We start from the raw sequence: 15,178 nt of genomic DNA, 5'->3' as shown, positions 1-15,178 counted from the left end.
CCGCAGGACCTCCAGGAGGTTGTCGTCATGAGTGCACGTATCGAGCCGGGTCTGCCGCTCACCGCGGCGCAGACCGAGATCTGGTTCGACGAGCAGTTCGCCGACGGTGACCTCGCCTACAACATGGCGGACCGCTTCGACATCCGCGGCCCGCTGGACGCCGCCCGCCTCGAAGCCGCGCTGGGCCTGGCCCTCACCGAGGCCGAGTGCTTCCGCGTCCGCTTCACCGAGGAGGACGGCGAGCCCCGACAGACGGTCGAGCCCCTGGAGTCCTTGCCGTACACCACGGTCGACCTGAGCGCGGCGGACGATCCCGAGGCAGCCGCCCACGCGTGGATGAGCCGGGACCTGGACCGGCCGATCGACGTGACGTCCTTCCCCCTCATGCGGGCCGCGCTGCTCACCCTCGGCCCGGACCGTGCCTTCCTCTACCTGTGCGCGCACCACATCGTCAGTGACAGCTTCGTGCGCCCGCTGTTCTACCGGCGGCTGGCCGCGCTCTACACCGCCCTGCACGAGGGCCGGCCGACCGGGGACGGGCAACTGCCCCCGCTGAAGGTCCTGGTGGACGACGAGATCGCGTACGCCTCCTCGCGCCGTGCCGAGCGGGACCGGGCGTACTGGGCCCGTACTTACGCCGACGCCCCCGACCTCGTCAGCTTCTCCCGCCGCGAGCCGGCCCCGGCCCGGGGCTTCCTGCGCCGCAGCACGACGCTGCCGGAGCCGGTCGTGCGGCGTCTGCGTGCCGCCGCGCGCCGGACCCGGGTGACCTGGCCGACGCTCGTCATCGCGGCCGCCGCGGCGTACACCCAGCGGCTGACCGGCGCCGACGAGATCCTGCTGACCCTGCCGGTCAACGGACGCACCACCGCCGCCGGCCGCTCGGTCCCGGGGATGGTCGCCAACTACCTGCCGCTGCGCGTGGCCATCGCGCCCGGCACCACGCCGGACCAGTTGCTGCGCACGGTCGCCGACGCGCTGCTGCGGACGCTGAACCACCAGCGCTACCGGGGTGACCGGGTGCGCCGCGACATGGGCCTGCGGGTCGATGACCGGCGTCCGTTCGGACCGTTCGTCAACGTCCTGCCGCCCGAGCCGGAACTCGCCTTCGGCCCGTGCGCGGTCACCCTCACCAACCTCTCCACCGGCATCGTCAACGACTTCATGTTCGCCGTCTCCGACTCGGCGGGCGACGACGACGTGGAGATCCACCTCAACGCCAACCCCGCGCTCTACTCCGCCGCCGAGCTCGAAGCACACCGCGATCGCTTCACCGCCTTCCTCGACGCGCTCTCGCACGCGGCGGCCGACCGTCCGCTGGCGGGCGTCGGGGTGCTCACCGCGGCGGAGTCGCGGCGGCTGTCGCAGGAGTGGCACGCCGCGGAACGCGGAGGCGGCTTCACAGGCGTGGTGGAGCGGGTGCGGGAGCACGCCGCCGCCCGTCCGGACGCGGTGGCTGTGGCCGATGGCGAGGACCGCGTCTCGTATGCGGCGTTGGCGGTGTACGCCGATCATGTCGCCGGGCGGCTGGCGGAGGCCGGCGTGGGTACGGGCTCGCTGGTGGCGGTGCTGGGCGAGCCCGGCGTGCGATATGTGGCGGGTGTGCTCGGCGTGTTGGGTGTGGGCGCCGCGTGGCTTCCGTTGGATGTGGAGGCGCCGTTGGCCCGGCAGGTGGGGCTGTTGGCGGACAGCGGTGTGCGTTTCCTGCTGGCGGGGCCTGGTGAGCGGGCGCGGGCTGAGGAGATCGTGGCGGGGGCCGGTTCCTCGGTCAGGGTCCTCGTTCTCGATGCGCCGTTGCCGGCCGTGGGTGTGCGGGCCGGGGGTCTGGGGCCGGTGTGTGGTGGTGGGGACGATCTGGCGTATGTGATCTATACGTCCGGTTCCACGGGTCGTCCGAAGGGTGCGATGGTGCACCGGCGGGGGATGGTCAACCATCTGCTGGCGAAGGTGGAGGACCTGGGGTTGGGTGAGGGCGATGTGCTGGTGCACAACGCCCCGGTGACCTTCGACATCTCGGTGTGGCAGATGCTCGCCGCGCTGGTCGCCGGCGGGACGACGCGCGTGGTGAACCGTACGGTGGCGGCCGACCCGGACGCGCTGTTCGCGGTGACGGCCGGCGAGGACGTGACGGTGCTGGAGGTCGTGCCGTCGTTGCTGCGCGCGGCGCTGGACGCGTGGGAGACGGCGGGCGGCTTCCCGTCACTGCCGAAGCTGCGGTACCTGGTCGTGACGGGTGAGGCGCTGCCGGTGGACGTGTGCCACCGCTGGTTCGCGCGCTGGCCGGGCATTCCACTGGTCAACGCCTATGGCCCGACGGAGTGCTCGGACGACGTCACCCACGCCGTGATCGACGCCTACAGCGAGCTGGGGACACGCACCCCCATCGGCCGGGTGGTGCGCAACACGCGCCTGTACGTGCTGGACGACGCCCTGCGGCAGGTGCCGAGGGGCGTCGCGGGTGAGCTGTACGTGGCGGGCACGGGCGTCGGGCGCGGCTATCTCGGTGATCCGGGGCGTACGGCCTCGACGTTCGTCGCGGACCCGTTCGGAGCCGTGGGCGAGCGGATGTACCGGACCGGCGACCGGGTGATCCATCGCCCGGACGGTCAGCTGGAGTTCCTGGAGCGCCGGGACCATCAGGTCAAGATCCGGGGCCGCCGGATCGAGCTGGGGGAGATCGAGGCGGCGCTGCGGGCCGTCGAGGGCGTGACGGACGGTGCGGCGCAGGTGCACACCGATGTCGCCACCGGCCGTATGCGTCTCGTGGGTTACCTGGTGGGCGGCGCCGCGCCCGAGCAGGTGCGCGCCGACCTGCTGCTCGTCCTGCCCGCGTACATGGTCCCCGGTGAATTCGTCGCCCTGGACGCCCTTCCGCTCACCTCGAACGGCAAGGTCGACCGCAAGGCGCTCACTGCTCCCGACGCGGCCGCGACCACCGTGCGCCGTGCGCCGCGCACGCCACAGGAGGAGCTCCTGTGCACCGCTTTCGCCGAGGTGCTGAGTCTGTCGTCGGCCGCGGCCGACGCCGACTTCTTCTCCCTCGGCGGCGACAGCATCAGCGCCATCCAGGTCGTCAGCCACGCCCGTAAGGCCGGCCTCGCCCTCACCCCACGGGACATCTTCCGCCACAAGACCCCGGCCGCCCTCGCCGCCGCGGCGGGGACGACGACCGGCGCGGCCGAGGTCGTCGGGGCGGACGACGGAATCGGTGAGCTGGAAATCATGCCGATCGCCCACCAGCTGCGGGAGGACGGCGGCGCGGTCGCCGGACCGGTCGGCTCCTTCGCCCAGTACGTCGTGGTCCGGGTCCCCGACCACGTGGACACCGCGCGGCTGACCCGCGCGTTGCACGGTGTCGTCGACCGGCACGACGCGCTGCGCATGCAGCTGGACGTGCCGGTGGAGGGCCTGTGGACGCTGAAGGTACGGCCGCAGGGCACGGTCGACCTGACGGGTGCGGTGCACGAGACCGAGGTGCCGGCCGACGCGGACGAGGACGAGGTGGTCCTCGCACAGGCCGCCCTCGCGCAGCGCCGCCTCGCCCCCACCACCGGTGACCTGCTCCAGGCCGTCCTGTTGCACGCCGGCCCCGGGCGGCCCCGCAGGCTGCTGCTGATGGTGCACCACCTCGCCGTGGACGGCGTCTCCTGGCGGGTGTTGCTGCCCGATCTCGCCGCGGCCTGGTCGGCCGTCGAGGCGGGCCGCACCCCGGCCCTGCCCGCGGTGGGCACCTCGTACCGCAGCTGGTCACGGCTGCTGGCCGAGGACGCGCGCACTGCCGCCCGCACCGCGGAGCTGCCGGTGTGGACCGCGCAGGCGCGAGGCCCTGAGCCGCTGTTCGGCGCGCGCGGCCTGGACGCCGCGCGGGACACCTACGCGACCGCGCACCGGCTGCGGCTGGTGCTGCCGGCCGAGCAGACGACCGCCCTGCTCACCGAGGTCGCTACGGCGTTCCACGCCGAGATCAACGACGTGCTGCTGACCGCGCTGGCGCTGGCGATGGCCGACTGGCACCGCCGTACCACCGCCGCGGACAGCCCCGCCGACACCCTGATCGAACTCGAGGGGCACGGCCGTGAACAGGTCGTGGACCACACCGATCTCTCCCGCACCGTGGGCTGGTTCACCAGCGCCTTCCCTGTGCGGCTCGCGCCCGGCGACCTCGACTGGGACGAGATCTGGGCGGGCGGTGACGCGGTCGGCGCCACCTTCAAACGGATCAAGGAACAGCTGCGGGCCATCCCCGACCACGGCATCGGCTACGGGCTCCTGCGGTATCTCAACCCGCAGACCAGCGCCCTCCTGGCCCGCCACCCCCGCCCGCAGATCGGCTTCAACTACATGGGCCGGTTCGGTGCCTCCGGTACGGCCGACTGGTCGCTGGCGGGCGGCGGCGCCGCGATCGGCACCGCCGCCGCCCCCGACATGCCGCTCCCACATGTCCTGGAGGTCACCCCGGTCACCGAGGACCGTCCCGACGGTCCCCACCTGGTCGCCGACTGGCTCTGGGCCGCAGAGATCCTCCCCGACCGGGACGCACGCGACATCGCCCGGACGTGGTTCCGCGCCCTGGAGCTGCTGGTGGCGCACGCGGCGCGGCCCGGGGCGGGCGGCCGGGTGCCGTCCGACCTGCCGCTGGTCTCGTTGTCGCAGAAGGAACTCGACTCCTACGAGACACAGTTGTCGGCCACTGGGCTGGCCGACGTGCTGCCGCTGGCGCCGCTGCAGAAGGGCCTGCTGTTCCTGTCCGAGTTCGAGCGGGACGGCGTGGACCCCTACGTCCTCCAGCTCGGCCTGGAACTCGGGGGAGAGGTGGACGCCACCGCGCTCCGCGCCGCCTGCGCCGAGCTCCTGCACCGGCACCCCAACCTGCGGGCGTCCTTCCGCCACCGCGAGTCGGGCCCTCCCGTCCAGCTGATCCCGCACGCGGTGAAGGTGCCGTGGCGGGAGACGGACCTGACCGCCGGGCGGACGTCCGCGGCCGAGACGGCCGAGGCGGCCACCCGCCTCGCCGACGAGGAACGCGCCCTGCGCTTCGACCTGTCCGACCCGGCGGCGGCGCCCATGATGCGCTTCGTCCTGGCACGCACCGGCCCGGACCGGCACCGCTTCCTGTGGACGATCCACCACAGCCTGGTGGACGGCTGGTCCATGCCGCTCCTGGTGCGTGAGCTGTTCACGCTCTACGGGGGCGACGCAGGCGCACCGGCTGAGCCCGTGCCCTACCGCGACTACCTCGCCTGGCTGACGGAGCAGGACACACGGGCGGCGCTCGCGGAGTGGGAGGCGGCGCTGGACGGTGTGGAGGAGCCGACGCTGGCCGCCCCGGAGGGCGTCGAGCGTGCCGCGGTCCTCGCGGACACGGTCGGCAGGGCCGTCCCCGAGCGTCTGGCGGCCGACCTGGCTGCCTGGGCGCGTGCGCGCGGGCTGACCCTGAACACCGTCTTCCAGGGCTGCTGGGCGCTGCTGCTGGGCTCGCTCACCGGTCGCGACGACGTCCTCTTCGGCGCGGTGACCTCTGGCCGTCCGGCGCAGGTGCCGGGCGTCGAGGGCATGATCGGCCTGTTCCTCAACACGGTTCCGGTGCGGGTGCGCACCCGGCCCGAGGAGACGCTCGCGGATCTGTTGGCCGGCATCCAGGAACGGCAGTCGGCCCTGATGCCGCACGAGTACGTCGGCCTGGCGGAGATCCAGAACCGGGCCGGTCTCGGCGACCTCTTCGACACGGTCCTGCTCTTCGAGAACTTCCCGCTCGACGAGGAGAGCGTGCGCGCCTCCGCCACCGGTCTGCGGCTGTTGGACGCCGAGGCCCGCGACGGGCGGCACTACCCGCTGAGCCTGGCGGTCCTGCCCGGCGCCGGTCACCGCCTCGACCTGCGCTTCGACTACGCGCCCGACCTGTTCACCCGGGACGCCGTCGAGCGTCTCGGCAGCCGTCTGCTGCACCTGCTCGCCTCGGTCCTCACCTCCGCGGACCGTCCGCTGGCCGCGCTCGGGCTGGTGGACGAGGAGGAGTCGCGGCGGTTGCTGGTGGAGTGGAACGCGACGGAGCGTGCGGGTGGCTTCACCGGTGTGGTGGAGCGGGTGCGCGAGCATGCCGCGGCGCGGCCGGACCGGGTGGCGGTGCGGGACGGCGATGTGCAGGTCTCGTATGCGGCGTTGGCGGTGTACGCCGATCATGTCGCCGGGCGGCTGGCGGAGGCCGGCGTGGGTACGGGCTCGCTGGTGGCGGTGCTGGGCGAGCCCGGCGTGCGATATGTGGCGGGTGTGCTCGGCGTGTTGGGTGTGGGCGCCGCGTGGCTTCCGTTGGATGTGGAGGCGCCGTTGGCCCGGCAGGTGGGGCTGTTGGCGGACAGCGGTGTGCGTTTCCTGCTGGCGGGGCCTGGTGAGCGGGCGCGGGCTGAGGAGATCGTGGCGGGGGCCGGTTCCTCGGTCAGGGTCCTCGTTCTCGATGCGCCGTTGCCGGCCGTGGGTGTGCGGGCCGGGGGTCTGGGGCCGGTGTGTGGTGGTGGGGACGATCTGGCGTATGTGATCTATACGTCCGGTTCCACGGGTCGTCCGAAGGGTGCGATGGTGCACCGGCGGGGGATGGTCAACCATCTGCTGGCGAAGGTGGAGGACCTGGGGTTGGGTGAGGGCGATGTGCTGGTGCACAACGCCCCGGTGACCTTCGACATCTCGGTGTGGCAGATGCTCGCCGCGCTGGTCGCCGGCGGGACGACGCGCACCGTGGACCGCGCGAGCGCCGCGGATCCCGATGCCTTGTTCTCGCTCGCCCGCACCGAGGACATCACCGTTCTCGAGGTCGTGCCCTCACTGCTGCGTGCCGCACTGGACGCGTGGGAGACGACCGGGGACTTCCCGTCACTGCCCAAGCTGCGGCATCTCGTGGTGACCGGCGAGGCGCTGCCCGCCGATGTCTGCCGCCGGTGGTTCGCCCGCTTCCCGGACATTCCCCTGGTCAACGCCTACGGTCCCACCGAATGCTCCGACGATGTCACGCACGCCGTCCTGACGGCGGACAGTGAGCTGGGTGCCCGGGTGCCGATCGGGCGGGTGGTGCGCAACACCCGGCTGTATGTGCTCGACGACGCACTGCGTCCCGTTCCGGTCGGCGTGCCCGGTGAGCTGTACGTGGCCGGCACGGGAGTGGGGCGCGGATATCTGGGCGATCCGGTCCGCACGGCTGCCACGTTCACCGCGGACCCCTTTGGCCCGGCGGGCGAACGGATGTACCGGACCGGCGACCGCGTGGTCCACCGTGCCGACGGCCAGCTCGAATTCCTCGAACGGCGCGACCACCAGGTCAAGATCCGCGGACGGCGGATCGAGCTCGGTGAGATCGAGGCAGCTCTGCGCGGTGTCGAGGGCATCACGGATGCCGCCGCGCAGGTGCACACCGACGCCGTCGGCCGTAAGCGCCTGATCGGCCACCTCGTCGGTGACACCCCTCCCGCTCAGGTACGCGACGCGCTGCTGCGTGCGCTGCCGCCGTACCTGGTCCCCACCGAATTCGTCACCCTCGACGTGCTGCCGCTTACGCTCAACGGCAAACTCGACCGCAAGGCCCTCAGCGCCCCGCGGCCGACCACCGCCGCGACCGGCCGCCCGCCGCGCACGCCCCACGAGGAGATCCTCTGCGCCGCGTTCGCCGAGGTACTCGGCCTCTCCCACGTCGATGCAGACGCCGACTTCTTCAGCCTCGGCGGCGACAGCATCAGCTCCATCCAGGTCGTGGGCCACGCCCGTAAGGCAGGGCTGACCCTCACCCCACGGGACATCTTCCGTGACAAGACCCCCGCCGCCCTGGCCGCGACGACGCAGACCACAGACCCCACACCGTCCACGTACCGGCCGGTGGCTCCCGACGCACCGCTGGTCGCGCTGTCGGACGAGGAACTCGACGAGTTCGACATGGAATTCGGTGACCTCCAGTGAACGCCGTGCACCCCACGAAACCGGTCCACTCGGCGAAGGAAAAGGAGAAGGGCGCCATGAAGCGTTCGGGTATCAGCGACGTGCTGCCCTTGACGCCTTTGCAGAAGGGTCTGCTCTTCCTGTCCGAGTACGACCCGCGGAGCGCGGACGCCTACTCGCTCCAGCTCTCCGTCGAACTCGAGGGACCGCTGGATCCCGGCGCCCTGCGCGCCGCCTGCTCCGGGCTGCTGAACCGGCACCCCAACCTGCGGTCCTGCTTCCGCCGCCGGGCGACCGGTGACCCCGTACAGCTGGTGCCGCACGAGGTTGCGCTGCCGTGGGAGGAGCGGGAGCTGCCGAGCGCCGACGCCGGGCAGCTGCGCGAGGTGGCCGACGAGGAGCGGCGGCACCGCTTCGACCTCGCCCGGCCGCCGCTGATGCGCTTCGTGCTCGTGCGCCAGGCCGTGGAGCGGCACACCTTCGTGTGGACCGTGCACCACAGCCTGGCCGACGGCTGGTCGCTGCCGATGCTCATCCAGGACCTGTTCACCCTGTACGCGCACGGCGGACGGGAGGCCGACGCCGGGCTGCCCGCGGTCGTCCCGTACCGCTCCTACCTGGCCTGGCTCGCGGCCCAGGACACCGACGCCGCGCATGCCGCGTGGCGGGACGCCCTCGCCGGGCTGACCGAGCCCACCCGCCTGGCGCCTGTGGCCGACCGCGTCCCGGCGCTGCCGCACTCGCTGACCATGGCGGTGCCCGAGCGGCTGGCGGCGGACCTGGCGTCCCGCGCCCGCGGCCTCGGCGTCACTCTCAACACCGTCTTCCAGAGCGCCTGGGCCCTGGTCCTGGGAGCCCTCACCGGCCGTTCGGACGTGGTCTTCGGCACGGTCACCGCCGGCCGGCCGGCCGAACTGCCTCACGTCGAGCAGATGGCGGGCCTGTTCGCCAACACCGTCCCGGTACGGGTGACGACCCGCCCGCAGCAGTCGGTTGCCGCGCTGCTCGCCGAGGTCCAGGAGCGCCAGTCCCGTCTGATGCCGTACGAGCACGTCGGGCTCGCCGACATCCAGCGGCAGGCGGGCATCGGTGAACTCTTCGACACCGTGATGCTGTTCCAGAGCTACCCGGTGAACGAGGACGAGCTGGCCGACTCGCTGCCGGGACTGCGCGTCGCCGACGCCGCCATCCGCTCCGTCACCCACTACCCGCTGGCCCTCGCCGTGCTGCCCGGCCCCGGCAGCCGCCTCGACCTGCGCTTCGACTACGCGCCGGACCTGTACGGGGCAGCCGACGCCGAACTGTTCGGGCGCCGTCTGCTGCGCGTCCTGGAAGCAGTCGCCGCCGACCCGGACCGGCCGCTCGCCCGGATCGCCGTCGTGGCGGCGGAGCCGAGCCGGCAGCCGGCCGACGAGGACGCCATGGCGGTCCCGCCCCGCCCCGTGGCCGAGGCCGTCGAGGAACGCGCCCGTGAACTGCCGGACGACACCGCCGTGGTGTGCGGCGAGACCTCGCTGACGTACCGGGAGCTGAACACCCGGGCCAACCGCCTGGCGCGTGCGCTCGTCGCACGTGGCGCGGCTCCCGGTCACACCGTCGCGCTCGCGCTGCCCCGCTCCGCCGACCTGGTCGTGGCGGCCCTGGCGGTGCTCAAGTCCGGCGCGGCCTATCTGCCCCTCGACCCGGACCACCCGGCCGAGCGCACCACGGTCGTCCTGGAGGACACCCGGCCCGTCCTGGCCCTCACCACGCGGGCCACCGACGGCGCGCTGCCGGACGGCGCGGCGGCGCGCTGGATCATGGACACCGAGGGAACCGAAGAACTGCTCGCCGGCTTCCCGGGCACCGACCTCACCGACGCCGACCGGGCGCGCCCGGTCACCGCCGTCGACACCGCGTACACCCTGTTCACCTCCGGCTCCACCGGCCGCCCCAAGGGTGTCGTGGTCACCCGGGGCGGCTTCGCCAACATCGTGACGGACATGGCGCGGCGGTACGGCCTGGAGCGCGAGGAGAGCCTGCTGGCCGTCACCACCTTCGGCTTCGACATCGCCAACACCGAGCTGTTCTGCCCGCTGACCGCCGGCGCGCGGCTGGTCGTCGCCGACCGGGAGACCGTACGCGACCCGGCCGCCCTGGCCCGCCTGATCACCACTTCCGGTGCCACCGTCCTACAGGCCACGCCCAGCCTGTGGCAGGCCCTGGTCGCCGCCGCCCCCGGCGGGCTCGGCGGGGTACGGGCCTTCGTCGGCGGCGAGTCGCTGAGCGAGTCGCTGGGCGAGGAGCTGCGCAAGGCGACCGCGGGCGTCATCAACCTGTACGGGCCGACCGAGACCACCATCTGGTCCACCGCCTCCCCGGTGCTGGATGGCACCCGGCCGGGTGCCCCCGCCATCGGCCGCCCGGTGGCCCACACCCGCCTGCACATCCTCGACGGCTGGCTGCGACCGGTCGCGCCGGGCGTCGTCGGCGAGTTGTACATCGCGGGCGCCGGGCTCGCCCGCGGATACCTCAACCGGCCGGGGCTGACCGCCGAGCGATTCGTCGCCGACCCGTTCTCCCCGTCCGGCGAGCGGATGTACCGCACCGGTGACCTGGTCCGCTGGGGCACCGACGGTCAGGTGGAGTACGTCGGACGCGCCGACCACCAGGTCAAGATCCGCGGATTCCGCATCGAACTCGGGGAGATCGAGAACGCGTTGGCCGGCCACCCGGACATCGCCCAGGCCGTGGTGAGCGTCCGCGCGCAGCGGCCGGACGAGCAACTGCTGGTCGGCTACCTGACCCCCGCCGAGAACGCCACCGCACCGGATCCCGATGCCCTCGGCGGGTACCTGTCCGGGCTGCTGCCCGCGTACATGATCCCCGCCGTCTTCGTCACCCTCGACGCCCTGCCGCTCACCCCGAACGGAAAGGTGGACCGCAAGGCGCTGCCGGCCCCCGAGCTGCGCCCGCAGCAGGCCGCCCGGGCCGTGCGCACGCCGCACGAGGAACTCCTGTGCCAGGTCTTCGCCGAGGTGCTGGACCTGCCGGTATTCGGCCCCGAGGACGACTTCTTCGCGCACGGTGGCCATTCGCTGCTCGCCGCCCGTGTGGTGAGCCGCGTCCGCACCGTCCTGGGCACCGAGGTCCCGGTGCGGGCCCTGTTCGACGCCCGTACGCCCGCCGGCCTCGCCGCGCGGCTGCCGCGTGCGGGGGCGGCCCGGCCCGCGCTGCGCGCCGGCATCCGCCCCCAGGACGTCCCCCTGTCCTTCGCGCAGCAGCGGCTGTGGTTCCTCAACCGGCTGGACGGGGCCCACGGCACCTACAACATCTCCCTCGGCCTGCGCCTTACCGGCGACCTCGACACGGCGGCGCTCGGCGGCGCGCTGCGTGACCTCCTCGGCCGCCACGAGAGCCTGCGCACCGTCTTCCCCGACCGCGACGGCACCCCCCGCCAGCACGTGCTGCTGCCGCAGGAGACGGCGTTCGCCCTGCGGGAGAGCGTCACCGACGAGGACCGGTTGGGTGCCGAGCTGGCCGCGGGCGCGGCGCGCGGCTTCGACCTGTCCCGCGAGATCCCGCTGCGCGCCCAGCTGTTCACCCTCGGCGCGCAGGAGCACGTGCTGCTTCTCGTCCTGCACCACATCGCGGGAGACGGCTGGTCGCTGACGCCGCTCGCCGACGACCTCGCACGGGCCTACGCCGCGCGCCGGGACGGCGGGACGCCGCAGCGGTCAGCGCTCCCCGTGCAGTACGCGGACTACGCGCTGTGGCAGCGTGCGCTGCTCGGCGAGGAGGACGACCCGGACAGCCCCGCCGCCCGCCAACTCGCCTACTGGAAGGACGCACTCGCGGGCCTGCCGGAGGAGATCGAGCTGCCCGCCGACTTCGCCCGGCCCGCGGTCGCCGGCCACGAGGGCGCGGCACACACCGCCGTCATCGAGCCCGGCCTGCACCGCCGCCTGGCGGAGCTGGCCCGCGCCCACGGCGTGAGCCTGTTCATGGTCGTCCAGGCCGCGCTGGCCGCTCTGCTGACACGGATGGGCGCGGGGGAGGACATCCCGCTCGGCAGCCCGGTCGCGGGCCGCACCGACGAGGCGCTGGACGACCTCGTGGGCTTCTTCACCAACACGCTGGTCCTGCGCACCGACACCTCCGGCGACCCCGCCTTCACCGAACTGCTGCGCCGTGTAAGGGAGACGGACCTGGCCGCGTACGAGAACCAGGACCTGCCCTTCGAGCGGCTGGTCGAGGTCTGCAACCCGGTTCGCTCGCTGTCCCGGCAGCCGCTGTTCCAGGTCATGCTGGCGTTCCAGAACACCGCTGACGCCCGGCTCGCGCTGCCCGGTCTGTCGGCGGAGACGGAGCCCGTCGGCAGCACCACCGCCAAGTTCGACCTGGCGTTCCAGCTCACCGAGCGCGCCGGCGGCGAGGGGGGAGAGTACGGCGGCATCGACCTGGTGGTCGAGTACAGCACCCAGCTCTTCAGGCCGGAGACGGTCCGGCAGCTCACCGGCCGCTTCTCGCGCGTCCTGCAGTCGGTCGCCGCCGCCCCGAAGACGCCACTGAGCGGCATCGAGGTGCTCGGCGACGAGGAGCGCCGGCGCGTGGTCACCGAGTGGAACGACGCCGCCGTCGACGTCCCGCCGCTGACCGTGAGTCAGATTTTCGAGGAACACGCCGCCCGGCAGCCGGACCACGAGGCCGTCGTCTTCCGCGACGAGTCGCTGTCGTACGGGCAGCTCAACGCCCGCGCCAACCGGCTGGCCCGGCTGCTGACCGGGCACGGCGCCGGTCCCGGCCGGATCATCGGCCTGCTGCTGCCGCGGTCGGTGGACATGATCGTCGCCATCCTGGCCGTGCTGAAGTCCGGCGCCGCCTACCTCCCGCTCGACCCGGACTACCCTGCCGACCGCCTGGCGTACATGGTCGGAGACGCGGCGCCGGTCTGTGTCCTGGCCGCGCCGGGCACGGCCGGACCGCTGGCGGGCTCCGACGCCCGGGTGATCGAACTCGGCGACGGTGCGGAGCCCGGCGCCGACGCCGCCGGTCACGCGGAGACCGATCTGACCGACGCCGACCGGACCCGGCCGCTCTCCCCCCGCGATGCCGCCTACGTCATCTACACCTCGGGCTCCACCGGGCGCCCCAAGGGCGTGGTGATCGAGCAGGCCGGGGTCGCCGCCCTCGCTGCCGACCACGTGCGCCGCTTCTCGCTCGGCCCGTACTCCCGCGTTCTGCAGTTCGCCTCGCCCAGCTTCGACGCGGCCTCCGCCGAGCTGGCGATGGCGCTGCTGTCCGGCGGCACCCTCGTCCTGGCCACGCCGGAGAGCCGCGGCCCAGGCGATCCGCTGGCCGACCTCGTCGTGCGGCACGGCGTGAACCTCGCCATCCTGCCGCCGGTCGTCCTGGCCGCCTTCCCGGAGGAGAGCACCCTGCCGGGCGGCCTGACCCTCATCACCGCGGGCGAGGCGCTGCCCCCCGAGGTCGCGGCCCGCTGGTCGGCCGGCCGCGCGCTGCACAACTGCTACGGGCCGACCGAGTCCACCGTCTGCGCCACCGCGAGCGACCCGCTGACCGGTGAGGGCAGGCCGCCCATCGGCCGCCCGCTGCACAACACCCGTGCCTACGTCCTGGACGCGAGATTGCAGCCGGTGGCCCCCGGCGTGACCGGCGAACTGTACCTGGCAGGCGCCCAGTTGGCCCGTGGCTACCTCGGACGTCCCGGCCTCACGGCCGAGCGGTTCACGGCCGATCCGTTCGGCCCGGCGGGCGCGCGGATGTACCGCACCGGCGACCTGGCGCGCTGGACCCCGGACGGCCGGCTCGACTACGTCGGCCGCGTCGACGACCAGGTCAAGCTCCGCGGCTTCCGGATCGAACTCGGCGAGATCGAGAGCGCGCTGGCCGCCCACCCGGGCGTCGCCCGGGCGGTCGCCACGGTGCGGGAGGACCGGCCCGGTGACCGCCGGCTGGCCGCGTACGTCATACCCGACGACGCGCCGGTGCCCGCGGCGGCCCTGCGCGAGCACCTGTCCGGGCTGCTACCCGACTACATGGTGCCCGGCGCCTTCGTGGAGCTGGACGCGCTGCCCCTGACCCCCAACGGCAAGGTCGACCGCAAGGCCCTGCCCGCCCTGGAGCCGGCCGGACCGGTCGCCCACGGCCGGGACCCCCGCACGGCCCACGAGACGCTGCTGTGCCAGGTGTTCGCTGAAGTCCTGGGCCTGCCCAGGGTCGGTGCCGAGGCGGACTTCTTCGAGCTGGGCGGTGACAGCATCCGCTCCGTCCAGGTCGTCGGCAGGGCCCGGAAGGCCGGCCTCGGCCTCGCGCTGGCCGACGTCTTCCGGCACAAGACCGTTGAGGCGCTGGCCGTGGCCCTGGAACACGCCGACCGGGCGGCGGGGACGACGTTCCTGGACCGCGTGCGGCACGGACTCGACGACCGCGCCGAGGGCGCCGCGGCGCTCGATCCGTTCGGCCCGGTGCTCGCCCTGCGCACCACCGGTGACCGCCCGCCGCTGTTCTGCGTCCACGGCGGTATGGGCTTCGCCCTGCCCTACCTCGGCCTCGCCGCACACCTGGGCGACCGCCACCCGGTCCATGGGCTCCAGGCGCCGGCCGTCACCGGCCCCGGACCCCTGCCGGAGAGCATCGGGCAGGTCGCGGCCGCGTATGTCGAGCGCCTCAGGGAGATCCAGCCGAGCGGTCCCTACCACCTGCTGGGGTGGTCCTACGGCGGCGTGGTCGCGCACGAGATGGCCGTCAGGCTGGAGTGCGCGGGGGAGGAAGTGGCCCTGCTCGCCAACCTGGACAGCTACCCCGCCGACCTCGCCGACCCGGTGCCCACGGACGGGGCGCTGCTGACCGCCGTACTCGAATACTGCGGTCTGGAGCGACATGAGGACGCGGCCGAGCCGACGGCCGAGACGGTCCGCGACGCCCTGCGCCGGGCCGACAGCCCACTGGGCGACGTGGACATCTCCCGGCTCGTGGAGGTGATGCGCAATCACGTCCGCCTCGTCCGGGAGCACCGGCCCGGCCACGTCAGGGCCCGCATGCAGCTGTTCGTCGCGGAGCTCGGCCTGACACCGGCGGAGCGCGCCGCGCGCCCCGGCCGGTGGGCGGGGCACACCGAGAACGAGCCCGTCGTCCACGCCGTGCCCTGCGGCCACGAATTCATGATGCATTCCGGGCCGCAGGCCGCCATCGGCCGCGCCGTCGCCGCCGAACTGGAGCGGCTGTACGGCTGATCCGCCGGCCACCATGCCCGACACTT

The 15,178-nt window shown here is 73.4% G+C and carries 2 protein-coding genes; both read left to right on the top strand.

Going from position 1 to position 15,178, the window contains the following annotated elements:
* Positions 1 to 27: 27 nt before the first annotated feature.
* Complete coding sequence (locus ACQP17_RS15430; protein WP_433856832.1) at positions 28 to 7,938, top strand: amino acid adenylation domain-containing protein; 7,911 nt, start codon at positions 28 to 30, stop codon at positions 7,936 to 7,938.
* A gap of 56 nt (positions 7,939 to 7,994) precedes the next feature.
* Positions 7,995 to 15,152 carry an amino acid adenylation domain-containing protein gene (locus ACQP17_RS15425; protein ID WP_433856831.1) on the top strand — a complete coding sequence of 2,386 codons (7,158 nt, stop codon included), beginning with the start codon at positions 7,995 to 7,997 and terminating at the stop codon, positions 15,150 to 15,152.
* Positions 15,153 to 15,178 lie beyond the last annotated feature (26 nt).

The organism is Streptomyces kronopolitis, assembly GCF_050953795.1.
Lineage (GTDB): Bacteria > Actinomycetota > Actinomycetes > Streptomycetales > Streptomycetaceae > Streptomyces > Streptomyces kronopolitis_A.
Note: the sequence above shows the minus strand (reverse complement) of the source record. Positions and strands in the feature narration are given on the sequence as shown.

Excerpts from the sequence above, each read along its gene's own strand:
- ACQP17_RS15430 (WP_433856832.1), top strand. The coding sequence starts at position 28 with ATGAGTGCACGTATCGAGCCGGGTCTGCCGCTCACCGCGGCGCAGACC.
- ACQP17_RS15425 (WP_433856831.1), top strand. The coding sequence starts at position 7,995 with ATGAAGCGTTCGGGTATCAGCGACGTGCTGCCCTTGACGCCTTTGCAG.